Genomic DNA, 22090 nt, shown 5'->3' on the forward strand with positions numbered 1-22090 from the left:
TTTTGTTATGGAAACTAGTATGCGACTATTAGCAGAAAATGATTTAGAAGAAGCGGCACAACTATTCACTTGCGTATTTTCCTCCACTCCTTGGAACGAACCTTGGAGTGTTAAGACGTCTTACAGACGTTTATCGGATATAAGTCTGACGCCTGGGTACATTGGAATCGGTTATTTTGATTCCACTGACCGATTAATTGGGTTTTTAGTCGGGAATGAAGAGCAATGGGCTGATGGCAAGAGTTTTTATATCAATGAAATCTGTGTACGAGGAACCATTCAACAAAAGGGGATCGGAACCCACTTGTTGACACATTTAAGTACTATCTTAACGGAGAAAAGAATTGATTCCGCCTACTTATCGACTGAGAGAGGCCAAGGCAAACCGGAGTTGTTTTTCTCTAAGAATGGCTATGCAACAAATGAAGCGAGGGTGGTAATGACAAGGGATATATCTTGAATGGATATATTTGAGATGAATTGCTTGCATTAAGAATCTGATTGTTGTATAAGAGTAGTGATTTTGTTAAGGTAAATGGATAGTTTTTCTAATAGTAGTTGGCAGAGAATAAGATTAACTTAGTGAGGTGCAGGGTGAAAAGTTCGAAAAAAAGAAAAAAAGAATCCGAAAAAACTTTAAAGAGCTTAAAGGTTCCAATAAATAAACATTTACCGCTTAGAGAAAATGAAGAAGTCGTTTCTCTTAGAACAAAGGAAGAGATAATAAACAGAATTATTCCTTTAACTATAGTCGCAGCGAAAGCAATGGAGGCTCCCCCAGAAAAAATCGAGGAATTTATTGAAAGGTATAACGCAAATAAACTATTTACTGAAGAAGAACATAATTTTCTATTAAAAAAACACTTCAATCATAACGAGGGAATTCAGTACTCTTGGAAGTTAGAATGCATATGGCTGTTGCTTTGGTCCGTTAATTTAATATCCGATATAGGAGTTCCAGATAGTACGTGTAATGCTGAATTTGTTTTTGAAACGGTGCTTAGTAATACGAAACAGGATATGATGGATAAATCCACTTTAAAACCAATCAGTGATATATTAGATAGCCTTGATTTTATTTATAGAGCACATTGGGCAGTAAGAGAAGCGCAATTAAATGACTTAATAATTCCAGAATCTCTAGATGAAGGCGTTGTCTATGAAAGACATTACACTCTTAATTGGCTAGTAAATTATATGGAGCAAGAATGGGAAGAAGTAAGTACAAATACTTAAATGTTCCTATATATCATAAATACTTTTATGCTACTTTAGATATGATAGATCAGAGTTTGAACTGGAGTCTTACACTTAAACTAATAGGCTTTTGACTTCAATAACTAGGTTGCTGCGGCTATCTTTTTATGAACTAACGGAGGCTTTAGTGAAAGAAGATGCCTACAAAAAGAACTCAAGATGGGTTCTTTTCTTTTGATGAAATATAAAATTTAACGATAAATGAGCTTGCAGAAAAAATAGGCGTCCCAAAATGAGGGACGCCTTATATGATATGTAATTAATGTATATTTCGTGGTGAAAAGTGTGTAGGTTTCGTATCACTTAAGCTATTTTGAGCAAATTTTCCTTTTAACGTTTCAATAATGTAAAGGCCCATAAGATTTGTTAGTTCTTGGTCATCCATCTCTTGAAGCAATTCGAAAATTTCCTTGCGGTCCAGTTGTTCCAAGACGGCGAACGTTAGCATATCAATATCTTCTTCATCACCAGTCAGTTTATTACGGTACATGTTGTATAATTCTTCAATCAACTTCATAACTTTCACCTCACATTTCTTGAAATCCGTTATCTCTTTATATGTAGGTTATCAAAAAAACCTCATGATGCATATAAAAATCTGTAGGATGCTTGGGCTTATTATATGTTTTACCCTTTGAAAGATACTTTAATCTATTATTTAACATCTTCCCTATTTACGCAAACAAAATTTTCCATCGTATGAAGGTGAAAACTGGTGGGAAAATAAGCGTAACAGGCAGGGAAAGGGTGTTGATAAGTGATGGAAAACAGAAAAAAATATTATGTGTATCTTCCAAATGGGCAAATAACGCAGGATCGGGAGAGTTCACCGTGGAATTTTGAAATAGAAGCAACAGATAATGAAATCATCCAGCTTAGGGAGTTATTCGATCACAATTATTCGGTCGGGGAAGCAAATTTTTATCGCGCCCATGTACCGTATCTGCAATACCATTATGATCGTGAAAATGATGAGCAGGATGTCACGCTACAAAAAATTTATGAAATGATTTATATGCTCGGAAGCGATGAAGGCAAGCGGCATATCGAAAGCATGGGTATTCTGGAGGCAAAACGTACAGATGATGGCCTTGAATATTAAGGGGTCATCTTTTTGCTACATGTCCCATTTTTTATCTTATAATAAAAGTATAACTCAACATGGAGAGTTATGGGTGAAATAAGGTTTAGGGAATGGGTAAATATGAAAAGTTTTATTGATGAAAATGGCTATAAGGTTGAATTCTCTCATGATGCGGCTTTTGGCGAAGCCTATCATGTATTTGTTTTATGCCGGTATAAAGGGCAGTGGGTATTGACGAAGCATCGTAAGCGAGGGATGGAGTTTCCTGGTGGAAAGCGTGAGGAAGGGGAAACAATCGAAGGGGCAGCCAAGCGGGAAGTGTATGAGGAAACCGGGGGATTGGTCAACGAATTGATTTTTTTAGGGCAATACAAGGTCTATGATCCCATAAAACCGTTCGTTAAATCGATCTTTTTTGCTGAGTTGAGCGGTCTGGAAAGAAAAAATGACTATCTGGAAACGGATGGCCCTCTCCTTTTGGCTACACTGCCTGAAGTGGTGGGTGAGGAGTACAGTTTTATTATGAGAGATGAGATTTTGCAACTGAGTCTGAAAAGGATGGAAGAAATGATGGATGATGAATACAAAAATCGGCAAAGAGATCGTCAGTAGATGGAAACCACATGAAAAAACTGCCGATTTATGATCAGCAGCCAGATCAATCTTTGATTAATTTCCGTTCAAGTAGTTCGACGAGCTGGTACATGATGGTCGCAAAGACGGCGATGATCATTAAGGCAAGCATGACGAGGGTGAAGTTGAAGACTTGAAATCCATAAATGATTAAGTAACCAAGTCCTTTTGCCGAGACAAGGAATTCTCCGACTATGACACCGACCCATGAGAGTCCCACGTTCACTTTCAATGTGGAGATGATGGTCGGAAAGGATGCCGGTAAAATGGCTTCCCGAAAAGATTGTAACCGGGTGGCACCAAATGTCTGCAGGACCTTCAGATAGTTTGGGTCGACTTCACGAAAGGCCGTGTAGACGACGATTGTGGTGATGATGATGGAAATAATCGCCCCCATGGAAATGATGGACGGGAAGCCGGGCCCGAATGCGACAATGATGATGGGACCGAGGGCAACCTTAGGCATCGCATTTAAAATGACAAGATAGGGATCGAGGATATGCGAAAGTCGTGGTGACCACCAAAGTACGGACGCAAGCACGGTTCCAAGAAATGTTCCGATAAGGAATCCGAGTACGGTTTCAAATAGTGTCACGCCGGAATGGGAAAGCAGTGATCCATCAGCGATTTTTGTTAAAAATAAATCCCAGATTTTCGACGGTGAACTGAAGATGAGCGGATCGATCCATTTCATCCGCGAACAAATTTCCCACCCGCTGAAAAAGACGATGAAAATGAGGAGCTGATACACACGGACCAGCCTTTTTTCCTTTTTCAACGAGTTTTTATATTGGCTATGAAGCTGTTCAATATTCAAGACTCTCAAGCTCCTTCCAAATGGTCTGGAATAAGGCTGTATATTGCTGATGGTTTCTAGCATGAAAAGGTGTCAGTTCGCGCAGTTCTTCGGGTACATCAAATGTCTTATGGATTCTACCAGGCTTTGAAGCGAACAGGTAGATTCTGTCACTCATGGCAATCGCCTCACCAATATCATGGGTCACAAGGACAGCGGTCTTTCCAAAGGATTTCAAAGTTTCAGATACAAGATCCTCAAGCTTTAATTTCGTTTGATAGTCGAGTGCCGAAAAAGGTTCATCAAGAAGCAGGATTTTCGGATCCACGGCGAGTGTCCGTGCCAGGGCAGCACGTTGTCTCATTCCGCCAGAAAGTTCACGCGGGTACGAATTTTCAGTTCCAGCTAACCCGACCTCATTCAATAACTTCAATACCTTGATCCGTTCCAACCCTTCATTTTGCTTCAAAAGGCGTAGCCCCAATGTGATGTTTTCCTCTATAGTCTTCCATGGAAATAAGTAATCCTGTTGCAACATATAGCCGATCGAGAAATCATGCTCTGTCTCAAGCGGCTTGTTTTCGAGCAGTATTTTTCCAGAGGTGGGGGGAAAGAGTCCGGCGATGATGGAAAGCAGGGTGGTTTTCCCGCAACCGCTCGGACCAAGGAATGAGACAAATTCACCTTTTTCAATATCGAGAGAAATGCCCTCGATTGCGGTCTGGGCCGCTTGATTTGAAAAATACGTGTGGTGAATGTCTTCGATTGTCAAAAAGCTCATGAGACATCCTCCTAAACATGTAGCTATTTGGCTACTTTTTCGGCAAAGTCCGTATTGACTAAGTCTTCATGTTTGATGCGTGCAGGCAGTTCACCGGCTTCGTCCATGATATCCTGCAGGTTATTCCATTCCTCTTCGTCAAGAATTGGATCAGTGGCAAAGGAACCTTGCTCTTTGTAACGCTCGATGACGGTCTCCATCGTGTCAACATCGATATCCTCGAAGAAGGGTTGAATGACCTTGGCAACTTCTGTGGCATCCGTTTCCTGCACCCAGTCCTGTGCTTTCTTCAAAGCCCGAGTGAATTTTTCCACGGTCTCTTTATCGTCCTTCAGATAACTTTCCTTTGCCATATAGGTGGTATAAGGCAGATGACCGGACTCCGTACCGAAGGAAGCGACAATATGGCCTTTGCCTTCTTTTTCAAACACACTGGCGGTCGGCTCGAATAATTGAACATAATCGCCCGTTCCGGATGCGAAGGCAAGGGCTAACAAAATACACTACACCCAGTAGAATGGAACGATAGACCATGAGGGATGAACCTATAGACATCTGTACATAAAAAAACCTTCAATCCAAAAAGCGATTGAAGGTTGTAGTCGAATTAATTATAGGCTTTTTCTTTTTTTTTGTGTAAACCAAGCACCTCTGCTGTAAAAGCATGAACTTCTTCAAGGACGTCTGGGTTATCTTTCAATGAAATCCCGTATGATGGAATCATTTCTTTTAGTTTCGGTTCCCATTCTTGTTTTTGTTCTGGGAAGCATTTGTCGATGATCTGTAGCATAACATGTACGGCAGTAGAAGCTCCCGGAGAAGCACCCAATAATGCCGCGATCGAACCGTCAGCTGCAGTAATGACTTCGGTACCGAATTGAAGCGTTCCTTTACCTTTGTCCGTATCCTTGATAACCTGCACCCGTTGTCCTGCTACGACTAGATCCCAATCTTCGACTTTTGCGTTCGGGATGAATTCGCGTAACTCTTCAACGCGTTGTTCTTTAGATAACATCAATTGCTGGATCAAGTATTTAGTCAATGGCAATTCTTTTGCTCCAGCCGATAACATTGTCAAGACATTATTCGGTTTCACGGAAGTGACTAAATCAAGCATGGATCCCGTTTTCAGGAACTTTGGTGAGAAGCCTGCAAATGGTCCAAATAGCAATGATTTTTTATTGTCGATGAATCTTGTATCAAGATGCGGAACAGACATTGGTGGAGCACCCACTTTAGCTTTTCCGTATACCTTAGCATGATGTTGCTCGATGATTTCAGGATTATTACACACCATGAAAATCCCGCTGACCGGGAATCCTCCAATATGCTTTCCTTCAGGAATACCGGATTTTTGCAGTAAGTGCAAGCTTCCGCCGCCGCCGCCGATAAAAACGAATTTTGCTGTATGGCGTTCTATGTTACCGCTGGCGTTTCGGACTTTCAATTGCCACGAACCGTCGCTAGCACGTTTAATGTTATCCACAGTATGTTTGTATTTGATGTCCACGTTTTTATTTTCTAGATGGTCAAATAACATACGAGACAAGGCCCCAAAGTTAACATCCGTTCCAGAGTCAATTTTAGTTGCCGCAATGCGATCATTCGCTGGACGGTTTTCCATGATAAGTGGAATCCATTCCATCAATTTCGCTGGGTCTTCAGAAAATTCCATTCCTTGGAATAGAGGGCTTTCTGATAGCGCTTTAAAACGTTTCTTTAAAAATTCAATATTTTCTTCGCCTTGCACCATACTCATATGTGGCAATGACATGATAAAGTCTTGTGGATTATTTATCAGCTTGTTCTTTACAAGGTAAGACCAAAACTGTGTTGAAAGTTGGAATTGTTCATTAATATTAATGGCTTTGCTAATATCTATAGATCCGTCTGGCTTTTCAGTGGTGTAATTAAGTTCACACAATGCTGCATGTCCTGTCCCCGCATTATTCCACTCGTTCGAGCTTTCTTCCCCCGCGCTTTCAAGCTTTTCGAACACTTTGATTTCCCATTCCGGTACTAGTTCTTTAAGCATTGTCCCCAAAGTCGCGCTCATGATTCCGGCACCAATTAAGATGACGTCTGTTTTGATTTCTCCGTTGCTCATCATTACCATCCTTATACCCTAAAATTTGCAGGAAGGATGTAGGTGGTCCTGCTTAGGCGTAACAATAAGCCAAGGCGTGACCTGGTCACATCTTTCCTGTCTTTATTATAAGCATATCATACTGTATTGCATTTTTTAATAGATTAAAATAGCAACTATCACTATATTGTTAAAATATAGTTTATGTGAAAAAGTGAACGTAAATTATATTGCTTCTTTAGTTATGAGCGTAAACCCCATACCAATAGGTAAAACCATTGAAAACAAGATCAACCCATACTAAATTAGGCTCCTCGCCGTTTCATTAAGACCTTTTGCAACCATCGTATATATATGCATTTACAAACCTATATTAAGGATACTATAGGAGAATTGCATACATAAGACCATGACGTAAGCGAGCAACCTAGTTGATAATAAGGTCGATATTTATTTTACACCTTTTAACAAGAAGAATGCATAATAAATGTAAAAAAAAAGCACATTTAAATTATTTCTGATTCTTCGCCCATCATATCCTATTACAATGAGCTTTTCCCGGTAACAGGAGTTTACGATGGATTATCGATATAGCTCGATAATTTGTTGGGCTATATATTCGGAACTGAAGTGCACCCCATCTTTGAGCCACCACATAATGATCCCGAGTATGGAGGATGCGAGAATGTCCTTGGATAGAGTGATTTCTTTAGCAACAGTACGGCCACTTACACGTTCTATCACAATCGAGTCCTTTAAGAGCATATGCAGTTTCTTCTTGAAACCAGGGTGGGCAAAAAGAACGGCAAAAAGTTTGCGGTGCTTATAAAAATAATCTAGAAATGTAGTTAATCGTTCCTCATCATTTAAATTATCAATTTGTAAAATGGGGGACATTTCCAACGTCAAGTCGTCGAAGATATCGTAAACCAATTGCTTTAATAAATCGTTAATATCTACAAAGTGTAAATAAAAGGTCGCCCGGTTCAGTTCTGCCCGTTGGGAGATTTTTTGTACGGTAAGTTTTGAAATATCCGGGTTTTCAACCAATAGCTCTGCAACCGCGTCTTTAATCACCCGCTTTGAGCGGATGGCACGTGGATCCTGTTTTTTTTGTGTCGACAAATTAAACCTCCATCATCTATTATCTCGGACTTATTTAATAAAAGTTTGAAATGTGTTGTTTAATTAACACTTCATTAAAAATTGTGAATAGGCATGAAAAAAAATGAATGGTACTATCTATTTTATTGACAGTGTGTCAAAAAAGCAAATGAAGAGAGGATAAAATATGTCAGAATCGATAAATAAGAAAGTGTTATTAACCGTGTTGATTTTAGGATGTTTTTTATCTACGTTAAACCAAACATTGTTAAACGTTGCATTGAGTAACTTAATGGATGTATTTTCTGTATCTGCGACTACCGTACAGTGGATATCCACTGGTTTCATGTTGGTCAATGGAGTGCTGATCCCGATTACGGCCTACTTAATGAAACGTTTTTCTACACGCCACTTATTTATAACCTCGATGCTACTTTTACTAATAGGTTCGATTTTGTGTGCAGTATCACCGAATTTCGCCATCTTACTAATGGGTCGCATGATTCAAGCGGCTGGCGCGGGGATTATCATGCCATTGCTAATGAGCGTGGTCATGGTCATTTTTCCTCCAGAAAAAAGGGGCAGCATGATGGGGTTAATGGGGCTAGCCATTATTTTCGCTCCAGCCATAGCACCGACATTGGCAGGTTTTGTCATAGAGTATTATTCATGGCGCTGGTTATTCATCGGGATCATTCCATTTGTGGTGATCGTCATTTTATTAGCGTTGAAATATTTAATTAATGTAACGGAAACAGAAAAGGCGAAGTTGGACGTAGTAAGCGTTGTCTTATCTACGATTGGCTTTGGCCTCATTTTGTATGGTTTCAGTAATGCGGGTAGTCATGGTTGGGATGATAAGGTTGTCATGTCGACCATACTTGTGGGAATCGTGACCATTGCTATATTCTGTCGTCGCCAAATCAAATCTTCGGATCCACTTCTTAACTTATCCGTCTTTAACAATAAAGTCTTTACGCTAACATCCATCATTAACATCTTTGTCACGATGATGATGTATGCGGATATGATATTATTACCGATCTATTTACAAGATGGTAGAGGGTTTACAGCATTCGATGCTGGTTTACTATTATTGCCGGGTGCCATCATCAATGCATTGATGTCTCCGGTAACAGGGAAACTGTATGACCGCTTTGGTGCAAAACCATTATTCATCATCGGTTTGATTTTGATCATACCTTCGATGTGGGTCGTGACGGATTTAACAGAATCCACGACCTTCGTTTTCCTAATGGTACGGACGATTTTCCTTCGTATCGGATTGAGCTTCATTACCATGCCATTGAACACGGCTGGTTTGAACGCCTTGCCGAAAACACTTGTGACGCATGGTACGGCTGTGAATAATACGGTTCGCCAGATTGCAGGTGCCATCGGAACGGCGGTAGTCGTTACCGTTTTCACCGCACAAACGACAAGTCATGCGAAAACATTACTAGGAGAAACACCTAATGCAACGGCTGAAGCGATCGGTTCCCTTGCTGCCATTTTAGGATCAAGTGATGCCTATTATTTCATGACGATTTTGGCTATCATCGCCTTTATCTTGACGCTTTTCGTTCCATCCAAGGAAAAAATGAAACAAACATCATAAACGGTGAAGGCCAGTACATTCGTGTACTGGCTTTTTTATGTCTTTGGAAGATTACTAATACTATCACTCCAACAGAAATACATTATAGGAATCCATGCTAACGGGGTGATGGCCATCAAAGAAGATATGATTGTTGTGGGGAAAGCGAAGTATTTGCACAAAACAGACGAAGAATATGACTATTTGATGGAGGATTCGAGTCATAAAGTGAAAGTTAGTTTGACATTCACTAAGAGTTTAGAAAAAAATGATTTGGCGAAAAAAGGGCTTACAGCGTTTTTCAGGGGGATATGGTCTTGAGGAACGGCGAGATGAAGCGTGTTTGGTGTCTGTATCGTGTATCTACCATGAAGCAAGTCGCTACTGATGATGACATCCCGATTCAAAAAAACGCGTGCCATGAATTCGTGAAAAATAAGCAAGGTTGGATGATTACCAATGAATTGATAGAAAAAGGGGTGTCAGGCTGGTCGAAGAAAGCGAATGAAAGGGACGCATTGAATACGATTAAACAAGGGGCCAAGGATAAGGAACTCGATGTTCTATTGGTATTCATGTTTGACCGGTTGGGAAGGAGGGAGGATGAAACGCCGTTGATCGTTAATTTCCTGAATCAAAATGCTATCGAAGTTTGGTCAACACAAGAAGGGCGACGGAACACGGAATCACATATCGATAAGTTATTAAATTATATTAGTTTCTGGCAATCTGACGGGGAAAGCCAGAAAACATCCATGAGGGTTAGAGAAGCTAAAAAGCAGCTAAGTGAGCAAGGGTACTTTCAAGGAGGGGCGGCGCCGATTGGTTACAGGATCCTCGAAACGAATCGATTGCACTGGAAGAGCAAAGACAGATATCTAAAAGAATTGGCGGTGGATGAAGAAGAGGCGGAGATGATCAAGCTGATCTTCAGTTTATATGTCGACCGCCACATGGGCTATCGGAAGATCGTGGATTACTTGAATAACAGAGGCTACCGAAACCGGGAAGGAAACCTATTTGGGGTTAGTACGATCCAGCGTATTTTATCCAATCCGATTTATATAGGAAAGAAACGTTACAAAGGGTTTAATGGGGAAGAGGGACATACTCAGCCATATAATGGGACGTTACGAATCGTTTCAGATGATCTATTCAAGCAAGCCGAGCAGATCAGGAGCACAAGAAGGAACAACATCAAGAAACAAGACAAATCAGGCATACCACTTGCAGGGAAGTTGATGTTTTCAGGAATGGCCCATTGTAAGTATTGCGGGGCGAAGTTGAGCGGGAACTATCTTTATCGAAAACAAAAAGGTAAAGGAGATTCCACTGTTACGTATCGGTATAAATGTCCACTCAATAAAGGCAGGGCATATGGTGCTCATGAAAGCAGTACATGGGAAGCCAAGAAGTACGATGCGATCCTGATGAAACAGGTGAAGGCTGTACTTTCACAGCTCGATTTAAGCCCATACTTGGCCCGCGCTGTTCACAAACCCTCCCATCTGGCACAGTGTGAGCGGAATTTAAAGCTGTTGGATAAGGAATATCTAGCATGGATGAAGCAATTAGTGAGGCTGCAAGCTGAAATCAGTAAATCATTGGTTGGCGAGAGTGTATTTACCCCGGAACAACTGTCAGGTGCCATAGAAGATATTAATAGGAAGGTCGCTGAAAATACCGCTAGTAGGATGAGGGTAAGAGCAGACATGGAAAATCGCAGCGCCGAAGTTAATGATGTGAAACATTGGGAACTAGAATTCGATAAAGCGGACAATGATTTGAAGAAGGCGATGCTGTCGAGGATTATTGATAAAGTGATCTTAGGAAAAAATGAAGTGGAGATCATGTTCAATTTTACCCTACAGGAGTGCCTGAAACCAAACAATGAGGAACCTTCTTTATAGAGACTTCAAACATGCATTTCGTTACTGGATGCGAATGCGGTCGCGATATTCGCAAAATCTATATTCTGAATGAGCTTCAAGTCTTTTTGTGGGTCGATATTATGCTTTTTCAAGACAAATTCCCCAGCCATTTGCGGCATTCCGCCTTTCCGCTGACCTAGGAAAGTGGAGTCTTTCAACATATCCCATTCGAAATTTTCAATCTTTTCACGTGAAACAAGGAAGGTTCCATCCGTTTGCGTGAGCTGTGCGAAGTTAATGACCGGATCACTGGATCCTTGGGCCTGGACATAGATGGATGTTTCCGATCCGACGAGTGCAATGTCTGCGCCATCAGACAGTAAAGTGGTCATCGTCTTGTCGCCGCCAGCCGTCGTTTTCAAATCGACTTTCAAGCCCTCTTCTTCAAAGAAACCTTTTTCAATCGCGACATACTGTGGCGTATAGAAAAGCGAGCGCGTCACTTCGGCCACGCGGACCTTCGTCGTTTCTTCTTTCTTTTTTCCACAGGCCCCGAGTGGAATCACCAGCATGCAAACAAGTAAAAATAGGACACCCGCTTTACACCATTTTTTCAATTTACCTTCCTCCTTGATATATAGGAATTTTGCCTACCTTATCGTATGAACGAGTGGGGAATTTGTGAATGCCTATCAGGGGATAAAATTGGGTGAATGTTTTACAATAAGGGAAAGAGAAAGGGGGAGCGGAACATGAAGAACGGAAGTATCATTTCAAAGCAACGGTTCCCCTCACCACATCCAGGCATTCACCTTTTTTTAGTCACATACATGTCTCAGGGCTTGAAGGTAAAGGGATTACTTGCGGAACCGGTGGAGGGGGACATTCATGATGCTTTCCTTTATTTACGGGGTGGCATTAAAAATGTAGGCAAGGTGAGACCAGGACGTATCATACAGTACGCAGCAGAAGGTTTCATCGTCTTTGCCCCTTTTTACCGGGGGAACCAAGGCGGCGAGGGTGACGAAGATTTTGCCGGAGAAGACCGGTTCGATGCGATATCGGGCTTCAATCTGCTTGAGCAACATCCGCGGGTGAATAAGGAACATATTCATATCCTCGGTTTTTCCCGGGGTGGAATCATGGCTCTTTGGACGGCGATTCACTGCAAGACGGCGGCTTCCCTTGTCACATGGGGCGGGGTGTCCGATATGTTCATGACGTATGTCGAACGAGTCGACATGCGGCGGATGATGAAGCGGGTCATCGGTGGTACACCTAAGAAATGTCCGGAACAATATGAATACAGGACACCGTTGTTTGCGATTGAGGAGTTGAATGTTTCAGTGCTAATCATACACGGGGAACGGGACGACAATGTGTCGGTGGAACATGCCTATCGACTGGAGAAAAGGTTAAAGGCCCACGATAAGCCGGTCGAGAGCTGGTTTTTCCCGCAATTCACGCATTTCTTCCCGCCTGCGGTCAATCGAAAAGTGGTCGAAGATTTAACAACTTGGATGAAAAGTAAAACCGAATAATGATAGAATGAAGTATATTGACCAGAGGAGGAGATATACATGGGCATGCCTATGGAACTCAACACCATGATCGTGACAAAGGGAAACGAAGTTCGTGAACAAGAGAATGTGTTCAGCCTGACGAAAGCTGGGTACCGCCTGTATCCTATCGACATCCCGATTGACGTCCGTAAAACGATTCAATCTGATTCAAGCGGAACGGCGGTTATCCAAAAAGTCGAATGGACGAACGAAAAAACCACCATTACATACCAATTGATCTCACTGAATTCAACAAACTGAATACCTGAAGCGCATGGCGACCTAGCATGCGCTTTTTTTGATGTGGGTTGTTGTGCGGAATTCAACGTTGGGGCGGATAATTCAACATTCGCAGGAATAATTCAACATTCACAGGAATAATTCAACATTCACGCTCATAATTCGACTTTCAGCACAAAAACCGGTCGAGATTTGTGGAATTCAACCACGAAGACGATTAATTCGACCAGGCCACAAATTAATTCAACCACAGAAAGGAATAATTCAACCACAACATCCAATAATTCAACCACGCAAAAGTGCGAGACTAATTTGGTTCCATATTTTCGTGGAAAGTTATTTGATTTTTATAAAATATCCAAAAGTGGGAGTATAATAGATGAGATATTGCTGTTGAAAGAAGGAGACTAGATGGAGGATATTAATCTTTATACACTGCTATTTTTAGTGATTGCCGGTTTTATTGCTGCGTTCATTGATTCTGTTGTGGGCGGAGGCGGACTTATTTCCATTCCTGCTTTGTTGTTTACGGGGATGTCGCCATCAGCGGCACTTGCGACGAATAAGTTTTCGAGCTCTATGGGATCTTTGACGAGTACGATATCATTCATTCGTGCTGGGAAAGTGAACTTCAAATTTGTCATCAAGTTTTTGCCGCTTACGGTGGTCGGGTCGATTTTAGGCGCATATGTCGTTCACTTTGTATCGCCTGATATTTTGAAGCCGCTGATTTTAGTAATATTAGTGATAGTCGCGATTTACACGATCGTCAAAAAGGACTGGGGAAAAGAAACCTTATATAAAGGGTTAACCCGGAATAAGCTGATCATGATGCTATTGGTCATTTTTGCGATCGGCTTTTATGATGGGTTTCTTGGACCAGGGACGGGTTCGTTTTTGTTGTTTGCTTTCTTGATCATCGGATTTGATTTTGTTCAAGCGGCAGGGAATGCAAAAATCTTGAACTTTGGCAGTAACATTGCCGCGCTTGTCGTGTTCCTATCGATGGGTACGGTCAATTTCGCTTACGGGATTCCGATGGGGATTGCGATGGTTGCCGGGGCTTTGGTCGGGACCAACTTCGCGATAAAAAAAGGATCTTCCTATGTCCGGGTATTATTCATTGGCGTCACCGTGTTATTGATAGGCAAGAATATCTTGAACTATCTTCATCTGATTTAAGAGTTTGCTAGAATACATATTTTAAAATGGCCGTGGGATAACTGCGGCCGTTTTTTATTGTTAGATAGTTCCTGTATACAGAATAATAGTTTTATGCGATAATTTCCTGACGAACGTTCGTTAGGATGAAGGGCGTGCTTGTGCGGTAAGATATTGGTTTATGAAAGGTGAAGATCATGAAAAGTGAAGATATCAAAAAAGCGGCACTCAAATATTTTTCGATTCATGGATATGAGGGGACGTCGCTTTCTCAAATCGCTGACGATGTGGGGATTAAAAAGCAGTCGATTTATTCTCATTTTAAAGGGAAAGATGATTTATTTCTCGCCGTCCTCAAAGATGCCAAGGAGATGGAGCTCTCCTCTTACGTGGCGTATTTCAAGCAAAAACAGGAACCGGAAAAGACATTGTATGGATTCCTGGAAGAGATGAGAAAGATGTTTCAGGAGAACGAGAATTTGAAGTTCTGGCTTCGGATGGAATTCTTTCCGCCTCCGCATTTGTACAAAGAGGTGCAGCGGGAAGCGATGGATCTTGAGAATCAACAAGAAGCTTTGTTAGAAGAGTTATTCGAATCATGGATATCGGAAGGGGTCCTTGCGGGGAGTGCCCGGACGCTGACGTTGGCGTACACAGGTGTAATCGTCGCAATCATGGTTGAGCTGGCCTACTCCGATGATTCCAAGCGACTGGAAGAGAAATTCGAAGCATTATGGACCGTATTTTGGAGAGGAATATCCAAGTAAGGTTAGGTAAATAGGAGATGGAAACATGGCAATGAGAGAACAACAACAGAAAAATCTTCTAGAAATAGAATCGACGGGAAAGGTCTTTTTACGCTACTTGATTCCATCGATGATCGGCATGATCTTGATGGCATTGAACTTTGTCGTCGATGGCGTCATGGTCGGAAATAAACTTGGTTCCGTCGCCTTAGCAGGGGTGAATATTGCTGGCCCCATTTATACCATATTTGTCGCGATGTCGATTTGGATTGGTGTCGGGGGTGCCACGCTATATTCCCAAAGCATGGGGGCGAAGGATCATGGACGGGCTCGTTTTATTTTTACACATTCCATCGTTTTAATTACAGGCTTCACGATTATCATCGGTTTGATTGCCTTCCTGTTTCATGATCAGCTCGTGTTCGCGTTAGGGGCAAATGAGGCCACGGCGCCCTTTGCGACGGATTATATGAATGTCTTCTTGATGCTGGGCTTTGTATTCACTTTAGAAAACGCCTTGAGTATATTTATCCGGAATAACGGAAATCCGACGCTTGCGATGTCGGCTTTGATCGTCACGGCTGTTTCTAATTTCATTTTGAACTATATCATTTTGTATGTGTACAATTTAGGGGTCCGCGAGATTGCGTTTGGGACAATCACCGCGTCAGCACTCGGGATCGTTGTGCTTTCGGCCCATTTCTTCACGAAAAGAAATACGCTTCGTCTGGTCAAGTTTCGTTTTGACAAAACGCTTTTTCTTCTTACCATGTCGATTGGTTTTCCGAGTTTTTTATCCGAACTTGGAGTGTCCGTTTTCACGATTGCCCATAATAATGTGTTTTCCCGTCTTGCAGGGACAGATGGCTTGGCTGCCTTTTCCATCGTCAATTATGCACATAGTGTAATGCTGTTGATGTTTCTTGGCATCGGGTCAGCGATCCAACCGCTCGTTAGTTATTACCATGGAGCCAAGGATGAGAAGCGAAAACGTGAGACGGTCCGCATTGCCGTCTTTACGGCAATCGGAGCAGGGGTTTTCATCACCTTGCTCGGGCAAGTGACCGCTCCCTATATTGTAGATTTATTCGGGGACTTTTCGGAAGATGTGAAGGAACTCGCGACCATCGGCATTCGGATATTCTTTGGTGGCTATATTCTGATGGGAGTAAACTTCGTCATGATGACCTATTTTCAATCGGTCGGACAAGTCAGGATGGCAGCCTGGATCACGATCGGGCGGGAATTCCTTTTCATGCTCATCTTCCTCATGACACTACCCCTGATATTTGGAACCAATGCCGCATGGCTTTCGATTCCGTTATCAGAAGTAGTCATTTTCGGGACGATCTTGCTGTATTTAAAAAGAGAAGGTGCGTTCTTCGGTAAATGAGGTCATGGAATCTAAAGATCACCAAGTGGGTGGTCTTTTTTTGCTTTCCAGAAATTTTTCGAAAAAATATTGACAGGATCATCCTCCTGTTATATATTATTTGTATATTAAATTTATTGTTATATAACAGAGGAGGAGAAAGAAAATGAACATGTATAATAAAGCATATGAAACGTATTTAATGATTTGCGAAAGATATGGAATCGAGTCGATTAACTTTCACCATTTCATCAAACACTTAACCGAAGATCAGTTGGACGAATATAGTAAATTAGCGATTAATTGAAAAGGACGTGTTCATACAGATGGATTTAGCCGATGTGGAAGCCATATAGAAACCCCACCCGTTACGTTATAGTAAAGGTGGGGTTTTGTTATGTATTCAAATTTGGCCCTCGTTGTTTTACAAGATGAGCTGTTTTTCACTTTCTTGATGAGGAAGTGTGACATGAATGGTGGTTCCTTTTGACACTTCACTAGTAATCTTGATCTGCCCGCCATGTCCATGAATAAGGTTTTTCACGATGCCCATACCTAAGCCAGTTCCCATTTCAGTTGAGGTGCCTCGGTAATATTTTTTGAAAATGTTATCTAAAGTATGTTGGTTCATCCCAATACCGTCGTCAGAAATAGAGATAGTGACGGTGCTCGCTTGTTTCTTTAATAAGACATGAATGTTCGTACCAGGTGGATTATGGAGGAGGGCATTCGTGAGTAAATTCTGTAAGGCCCGATACATTAAGCGAACATCAAATGAAATCTCGATAAAGGGTTCAGGACATTCGAAGCTTAGGTTGTATTCAAATGCTCTCGGATCATTGCCAATATCGGCTATTAAACTTTTAGTGAATTCGACGATGTTTTCCCTTCTTAAAGTAATAGGCAAATAGGTTTTGATATGATTCATCTGAAAGGAAAGGGTAAGGTCTTCAATCAGAGATTCTATCTGTTCACCTTTTTGCGCAATTTCTTTGATATATGTTAGTTTTTCATTCTCCGTCCATGAGTAATCTTGATTTAGTAATAACGAGGAGTATCCGGTGATATAGGTAAGAGGCGTCTTGAGGTCATGTGAGATTCCGGCTATCCAATCTTTTTTTATCTCTTCGATTTTTTCGCGATCTTGTTCCGCTTGCTTTAGGTGTTCAGATAATGAAAAAATATTGAAAATCACTTCTTTATAGAGCTGGTAGTGCTTTCGTAATGTACCTTTATTTGTGAAGGCTTTTTCTTTTTGCGGAGGGTCAATATATTTCCCCAGAGTTAGTTGTTGGATCCAAGTCATGATGAACCATAATGGACTGCCGAAATACCAGGCGAAGAACGTGCTGCAGGCCGTGATGTTTAGTAAAAATGCCATCAACACTAGTGCATCATATCCTTTGTCACCTTCTTTGAAGCTAATAAAGGGAAAGATGACTTCTATGGTCAGCATGATTGTCAGTCCCATACTCAAGATCCAAAGAAGAAGACCGATAATAAAATACAGGCTGAAACGTACTTTTATCTTCATACGTGCTCCGCTACAGGGGGAATGAATTTATAACCTATCCCTCTTAAATTCAAGATGATCTTCGGGTGCTTCGGGTCATCTCCTAATTTTTTTCTTATCTTCGAAATATGGATGGTAACCGTCTTTTCCTCTCCGAATCCTGGTTCTTCCCATACGTGTTCATAAATTTGTGAAGTTGTGAAAATGCGATTTGGATTTTTGCAGAAAAAAGCGAGTAAATCCAATTCCTTAGCCGTACAATCCATTTTTTTATTATTGACGGTAAGAAGCGCTTCACTGTAATTCAAGGAAAAACTACTAAAGTGATATTCTTTTGTAGCCTCTGGATTTTGTAAAGCGGATGTTTCATACATCTTCTTTCGGCGTAACAGGGCTTTCACCCTGGCAACTACTTCGAGTGTATAAAAGGGTTTGGTGATATAATCATCGCCGCCAATGCCAAGCCCGGTCAATTTATCGAAATCACTAGAACAAGATGTGAGGAAGATGATGGGTGTATTTGTATGCTTACGAATTTCGCTGCATAAATCGAAACCATTGAAATCTGGGAGCATGACATCCAGCAGGATTAAATCGTATGTATGTTTCTTGATTAGTTCCAAAGTTTCCTGGCCGGTCGAACTGCAGGTAATATGATGGAACCGTTCCTTCTTCAAGGTTATTTCTAATAATGTTAATATCCCCTTTTCGTCATCCACCAATAGGATTTTTTCAGGATTCATCTAGTAAGTACCTCCTAAACCATATAATCACTCGGTCCTTAATTTTACCATAATCTAGTATTTTATGGTTAATTTCGGTTTTTTGTATTTTTTATGTATGTGTATATGTAAGTAGAAATAATACCTCTTTTTCGCTTTCAATTTACCTTGATTTTACTTTGGCTGTTTAAACTGAGTGTTAGGAAGAGTTAAAAGCAAGGAAGGGGAGACATGACATGGAAATGAATATAGAACATGTAACGAAGAGGTATGGATCAAAACAGGCTTTAAGTGATGTATCCATACATTTAAAATCCGGCATCACGGGTTTATTGGGTCCGAATGGGTCGGGGAAAACCACCTTGTTGCGAATGCTAGCCACGATCGAGAAACCGACGAATGGGAGCCTCACCTGGAACGGCATGGACATTACGAAGAAACCCGATGGATTACGAAGGGAATTGGGGTATTTACCGCAGGATTTTGGTGTGTATCCAAACATGACCCCCATAGAATTTCTTGAATACATGGCTGCGATGAAAGGGTTGAAGATGAAGTCGGCTAGAAGGAGGATTGAGGAGTTAATGGAAGCCTTGAACTTGTCTCATGACCGGAAAAGGCTTTTGGGTGGTTTTTCCGGAGGAATGAAACAGCGGGTGGGTATTGCTCAAGCTCTATTGAATGATCCCTCTTTGTTGATAGTGGATGAACCCACGGTCGGACTCGATCCTGAGGAGCGGATTCGATTCAGGAATTTGCTATCCACTCTGTCCTCCAATCGAGTGGTCATCTTATCTACCCATATCGTTACGGACATCGAGTCCATAGCTTCAAACATAGCGGTCCTATCTAAAGGAGAGCTGGTTACATACACAACGCCAGAGGAATTAATTCTTAGTGTCGATAATAAAGTGTGGAACTGTATAATCCCGGCCTCTAGCCTCCAGGAAGTACAGAATCGCTACTCCATCAGCAGTGCCGTTCACAGAAGTGACGGGGTTCATGCACGAATCGTTTCCGCCAAAAGGCCGAGCGTGGATGCGACTTCTTTGCCTTCTTCACTAGAGGATGCCTATCTGCATTGCATTTCTACAATGGGAGTAAAACAATGAATTCTACATTCGGTTCCTACTTTTATCTTGTGAAAAATAATTTGATAAAGCAGACGAGAAGCTATCCATTTCTTATTGTCATTGGAATGAGCATTTTCATTGGCTTTGCCTGTGTGCCCGATGCCACAGCAGGCTATGAGGTTTTCTATATTGGTGGGGTCCGGGGTCTTTATAACTCAGCATGGCTAGGAGGCATGGTTGCCATGCTCTCCACGTTGCTTCTCTGGCTTTTTGGTTTCTATTTGTTAAGAAATCAAGTTTCGGAGGATTACAGGCTTAAAGTCGGACAGATTATTGCATCGACACCAATTAGTAACATGCGCTATATCTCGAGCAAGGTCCTTTCCCATTTCCTTTTGTTAATAGTAATCGAGTCCATTACGGTAGTGGCGTTTATGGCTATGCAGCTTTTGCGCGGGGAGGAATACCACATTCAGGTCTGGGGATATTTCGCGCCATTCCTATTCATCGCTCTTCCTTCACTCCTAGTGCTTGCTGCATTATCGGTCTTTTTTGATGTAGCTCCTGGATTGAAGGGTGTGGTCGGAAACATTCTATTTTTCTTCCTTTGGATTTTTTTTAGTGTTATCTCGATAGCGAGTCCGAACAGTTTTTGGGACCTGTATGGACTCGACTCCATTCGTTCCGATATGGTCGAAGAAGCAGCGACTCAATATGAGTTCATTAAAGATGGCGAGGAGGGAGGAAGTTTCGGGTATTATCCGGTGGAAGAGAAAATAGCGACGTTTGTCTGGCAAGGTGTTGAATGGGATTCACATATTTTGCTGCAAAGGTTCATTTGGTTAGGGATTGCAATCATCGTTACCATGTTATCGGCTATGTTGTTCAGCCGTTTCAAGAACGAGAAGCGAAACAGTCAAGAAGGGAAGGTGCTGTTATTCGAATCGAAAAGAAAGCAGGAGACAAACGTGCATCTAAATCAGGTCCCTCAATTATCGCCGGTGGAAAAAGATAAACAAGTCTCTCTTTCAAGGCTAGTTAAAGCCGAATTGCAAATCATGCTTAAGGGTCACTCGATTTGGTGGTATTTGGTTGCGATAGGGATGGTGGCAGGGAGTTTTCTTCTTCCATTAGATCAAATTAGAAGCTGGCTTCCCGCTATAATGGTATTCCCTATAGCCATGTGGTCACAAATGGGGACAAGGGAAAAATATTATTTTACTCAAGAACTCATCTTTGCCAGCTGCCCGCCTTTGTATAAATTCTTTGCAGTCTGGATCTCGGGAGTTCTTGTGACCTTACTGGTATCGATTGGGGCTATCGTTCATTTTTTAATCGATGGAGAGCTCTCCTTATTTTATTCGTGGATGACTGGTGTTTTCTTCATTCCGACAATCGGATTGGCTCTTGGGGTTTGGAGTGGATCCCGGAAATTATTTGAGGTCATTTATATGCTTTGGTGGTATCTAGGACCTGTGAATGATATTCCGTATCTTGACTTTTTAGGCGTATCGACAAGTTACAACGGGTTTTACCTCAGCTTGACTCTTGTCCTATTAGGTATCACGATCGTTTTACAACTAGTAAAAACGGGTCATCTCCGTTCAGGATTTAAGAAGGTCATGGTAGAAAAAGAATATTCAAATGGAGGAATTCGATGAGAAATTTAAATAGAAGGTTCATGTTTATCCTAACTGTTGCAATGTTATGCGTTTTCATGGCGGCATGTGGTTCAGATTCTACTTCTGACGTAGAAGCCAAGACATTCGATGCAGAGGAAATAGAGGAAATCTTCGTTACAACCGATGGGCAAAATATCGAAATGCGACCATCCGATAATGAGAAAGTGAAAGTAAGCGAGAAGGCAGGAAAGGAAGTCCCGATAACGTTGGAAGGAAATGTTCTCACAGTTGACCTTGAAGGATCATCGAGTTTAATCAATTTTAAGACAGACACATTATATGTTGAAGTCCCGAGGAAAATCTTTAAGGAAATTAACCTAAATACGACGTCCGGCAAAATATCCGGGAAGGAAATAACCGCAGAAGAATTAATAGTGACGGCCGATTCCGGTCAAATTGACATCAATGGCTTTGAAGGGAAGAAGATCGCAGGGGAAATCGTTGCTGGGGATATGAACTTAAAAAAGATAGAAGGGAATTTCAACCTTACTAACGATACTGGGGACATCGATATCTCATATAAAGGAGCATTGGAAGAAGATAGTACCATTACTACGCATTCAGGCAAGGTAGTCATGAAATTTGAGAGTAAACCAAATTCTTTAAAGGTGGAGGCTTCGACAGGGTCAGGAAAAATCAAGAATTCCTTATTTTCTTCAGAAGAACTGAAGGTGGAAGGGGGGAAAAGTATATTGAATGGCATACTAGGTTCAGGCGGGGCAACTCTATCAGTCCAATCAGCTTCCGGTACGATTTATATAGATTAAGACTAGGAAACCTAATGACTCTTAAAAGAGTGTTAGGTTTTTT

The 22090-nt window shown here is 41.5% G+C and carries 23 protein-coding genes and 2 pseudogenes; 16 read left to right on the forward strand and 9 right to left on the reverse strand.

The features are described 5' to 3' along the window. The first annotated feature begins 7 nt into the window (after positions 1-7). Positions 8-460 carry a GNAT family N-acetyltransferase gene (locus ACIQXN_RS18130; protein ID WP_402969749.1) on the forward strand — a complete coding sequence of 151 codons (453 nt, stop codon included), beginning with the start codon at positions 8-10 and terminating at the stop codon, positions 458-460. Positions 461-594: 134 nt separating this feature from the next. After that, the gene (locus tag ACIQXN_RS18135; protein ID WP_402969752.1) at positions 595-1236 is read left to right on the forward strand and encodes a DUF4272 domain-containing protein; all 642 of its coding nucleotides are present in this window, start codon (positions 595-597) and stop codon (positions 1234-1236) included. Positions 1237-1516: 280 nt separating this feature from the next. Here the strand turns inward: ACIQXN_RS18135 and ACIQXN_RS18140 are convergent, their stop codons facing one another. Continuing rightward, positions 1517-1774, reverse strand: coding sequence for a DUF6154 family protein (locus ACIQXN_RS18140; RefSeq protein WP_402969755.1), 258 nt, complete (start codon positions 1772-1774; stop codon positions 1517-1519). A 243-nt stretch (positions 1775-2017) separates the two neighbouring features. Between ACIQXN_RS18140 and ACIQXN_RS18145 the strand changes: the two genes are divergently transcribed. Both ACIQXN_RS18145 and ytkD read left to right on the forward strand, forming a co-directional pair. Then, positions 2018-2359, forward strand: a complete 342-nt coding sequence (locus ACIQXN_RS18145; protein WP_402969758.1) for a hydrolase — start codon at positions 2018-2020, stop codon at positions 2357-2359. A gap of 102 nt (positions 2360-2461) precedes the next feature. Continuing rightward, positions 2462-2953 (forward strand): RNA deprotection pyrophosphohydrolase, encoded by a 492-nt coding sequence (gene ytkD, locus ACIQXN_RS18150; RefSeq protein ID WP_402969761.1) that lies wholly within the window; start codon positions 2462-2464, stop codon positions 2951-2953. Between the two features lie 46 nt (positions 2954-2999). Here the strand turns inward: ytkD and ACIQXN_RS18155 are convergent, their stop codons facing one another. From ACIQXN_RS18155 to ACIQXN_RS18175, 5 genes and pseudogenes are all read right to left on the reverse strand, one after another. Further along, positions 3000-3791, reverse strand: a complete 792-nt coding sequence (locus ACIQXN_RS18155) for an ABC transporter permease (protein ID WP_402969764.1) — start codon at positions 3789-3791, stop codon at positions 3000-3002. Then, the gene (locus tag ACIQXN_RS18160; RefSeq protein WP_402969767.1) at positions 3781-4551 is read right to left on the reverse strand and encodes an ABC transporter ATP-binding protein; all 771 of its coding nucleotides are present in this window, start codon (positions 4549-4551) and stop codon (positions 3781-3783) included. The genes ACIQXN_RS18155 and ACIQXN_RS18160 overlap by 11 nt, the downstream gene beginning before the upstream one ends. A gap of 23 nt (positions 4552-4574) precedes the next feature. Further along, positions 4575-5045, reverse strand: a pseudogene (locus ACIQXN_RS18165) (ABC transporter substrate-binding protein); the annotation flags it as partial. A 113-nt stretch (positions 5046-5158) separates the two neighbouring features. Then, the gene (locus ACIQXN_RS18170) at positions 5159-6658 is read right to left on the reverse strand and encodes a malate:quinone oxidoreductase (RefSeq protein ID WP_402969770.1); all 1500 of its coding nucleotides are present in this window, start codon (positions 6656-6658) and stop codon (positions 5159-5161) included. A gap of 561 nt (positions 6659-7219) precedes the next feature. Then, positions 7220-7762, reverse strand: a complete 543-nt coding sequence (locus ACIQXN_RS18175; protein WP_402969772.1) for a TetR/AcrR family transcriptional regulator — start codon at positions 7760-7762, stop codon at positions 7220-7222. Between the two features lie 166 nt (positions 7763-7928). Between ACIQXN_RS18175 and ACIQXN_RS18180 the strand changes: the two genes are divergently transcribed. The 3 genes from ACIQXN_RS18180 to ACIQXN_RS18190 all read left to right on the forward strand — a co-directional run bounded on the left by ACIQXN_RS18180 (position 7929) and on the right by ACIQXN_RS18190 (position 11248). Continuing rightward, positions 7929-9359: a DHA2 family efflux MFS transporter permease subunit gene (locus tag ACIQXN_RS18180; protein WP_402969776.1), complete on the forward strand. Its 1431-nt coding sequence runs from the start codon at positions 7929-7931 to the stop codon at positions 9357-9359. Between the two features lie 108 nt (positions 9360-9467). Next, complete coding sequence (locus ACIQXN_RS18185; RefSeq protein WP_402969779.1) at positions 9468-9659, forward strand: hypothetical protein; 192 nt, start codon at positions 9468-9470, stop codon at positions 9657-9659. Beyond that, positions 9656-11248: a recombinase family protein gene (locus ACIQXN_RS18190; protein WP_402969782.1), complete on the forward strand. Its 1593-nt coding sequence runs from the start codon at positions 9656-9658 to the stop codon at positions 11246-11248. Before ACIQXN_RS18185 ends, ACIQXN_RS18190 begins: the two co-directional genes overlap by 4 nt. Before the next feature lie 26 nt (positions 11249-11274). Here ACIQXN_RS18190 and ACIQXN_RS18195 read toward each other — a convergent pair. Then, positions 11275-11781, reverse strand: a pseudogene (locus ACIQXN_RS18195) (ABC transporter substrate-binding protein); the annotation flags it as partial. A 180-nt stretch (positions 11782-11961) separates the two neighbouring features. On the opposite strand from ACIQXN_RS18195, the gene ACIQXN_RS18200 reads away from it, so the two are divergent. The 6 genes from ACIQXN_RS18200 to ACIQXN_RS18225 all read left to right on the forward strand — a co-directional run bounded on the left by ACIQXN_RS18200 (position 11962) and on the right by ACIQXN_RS18225 (position 16597). Further along, positions 11962-12750 carry an alpha/beta hydrolase family protein gene (locus ACIQXN_RS18200; RefSeq protein ID WP_402969785.1) on the forward strand — a complete coding sequence of 263 codons (789 nt, stop codon included), beginning with the start codon at positions 11962-11964 and terminating at the stop codon, positions 12748-12750. A 39-nt stretch (positions 12751-12789) separates the two neighbouring features. Continuing rightward, positions 12790-13032 (forward strand): DUF2584 domain-containing protein, encoded by a 243-nt coding sequence (locus tag ACIQXN_RS18205; protein ID WP_402969788.1) that lies wholly within the window; start codon positions 12790-12792, stop codon positions 13030-13032. A 390-nt stretch (positions 13033-13422) separates the two neighbouring features. Then, on the forward strand, positions 13423-14193 hold the full coding sequence (locus ACIQXN_RS18210; RefSeq protein WP_402969791.1) for a TSUP family transporter: 771 nt from the start codon (positions 13423-13425) through the stop codon (positions 14191-14193). 176 nt (positions 14194-14369) lie between these two features. After that, on the forward strand, positions 14370-14939 hold the full coding sequence (locus tag ACIQXN_RS18215; protein ID WP_402969794.1) for a TetR/AcrR family transcriptional regulator: 570 nt from the start codon (positions 14370-14372) through the stop codon (positions 14937-14939). A 25-nt stretch (positions 14940-14964) separates the two neighbouring features. Further along, positions 14965-16311, forward strand: a complete 1347-nt coding sequence (locus tag ACIQXN_RS18220; protein WP_402969797.1) for an MATE family efflux transporter — start codon at positions 14965-14967, stop codon at positions 16309-16311. Between the two features lie 145 nt (positions 16312-16456). Beyond that, positions 16457-16597 carry a hypothetical protein gene (locus tag ACIQXN_RS18225; RefSeq protein ID WP_402969800.1) on the forward strand — a complete coding sequence of 47 codons (141 nt, stop codon included), beginning with the start codon at positions 16457-16459 and terminating at the stop codon, positions 16595-16597. Positions 16598-16714: 117 nt separating this feature from the next. Here ACIQXN_RS18225 and ACIQXN_RS18230 read toward each other — a convergent pair whose 3' ends face one another. Both ACIQXN_RS18230 and ACIQXN_RS18235 read right to left on the reverse strand, forming a co-directional pair. After that, positions 16715-17824: a sensor histidine kinase gene (locus tag ACIQXN_RS18230; protein WP_402969803.1), complete on the reverse strand. Its 1110-nt coding sequence runs from the start codon at positions 17822-17824 to the stop codon at positions 16715-16717. Then, entirely contained in the window at positions 17821-18546 is a 726-nt protein-coding gene (locus ACIQXN_RS18235; RefSeq protein ID WP_402969806.1) for a response regulator transcription factor, read from the reverse strand. Before ACIQXN_RS18235 ends, ACIQXN_RS18230 begins: the two co-directional genes overlap by 4 nt. A gap of 215 nt (positions 18547-18761) precedes the next feature. Between ACIQXN_RS18235 and ACIQXN_RS18240 the strand changes: the two genes are divergently transcribed. The 3 genes from ACIQXN_RS18240 to ACIQXN_RS18250 are packed head-to-tail and all read left to right on the forward strand — an operon-like array spanning position 18762 to position 22047. After that, positions 18762-19637 (forward strand): ABC transporter ATP-binding protein, encoded by an 876-nt coding sequence (locus tag ACIQXN_RS18240; protein WP_402969809.1) that lies wholly within the window; start codon positions 18762-18764, stop codon positions 19635-19637. After that, positions 19634-21259: a hypothetical protein gene (locus ACIQXN_RS18245; protein ID WP_402969812.1), complete on the forward strand. Its 1626-nt coding sequence runs from the start codon at positions 19634-19636 to the stop codon at positions 21257-21259. The genes ACIQXN_RS18240 and ACIQXN_RS18245 overlap by 4 nt, the downstream gene beginning before the upstream one ends. Beyond that, a complete protein-coding gene (locus tag ACIQXN_RS18250) occupies positions 21256-22047 on the forward strand; it encodes a DUF4097 family beta strand repeat-containing protein (protein ID WP_402969815.1) in 792 nt (263 codons plus the stop codon). The genes ACIQXN_RS18245 and ACIQXN_RS18250 overlap by 4 nt, the downstream gene beginning before the upstream one ends. Positions 22048-22090 lie beyond the last annotated feature (43 nt).

Origin of the sequence: Peribacillus sp. NPDC097295 (genome assembly GCF_044761665.1) — a bacterium.
GTDB lineage: Bacteria > Bacillota > Bacilli > Bacillales > DSM-1321 > Peribacillus.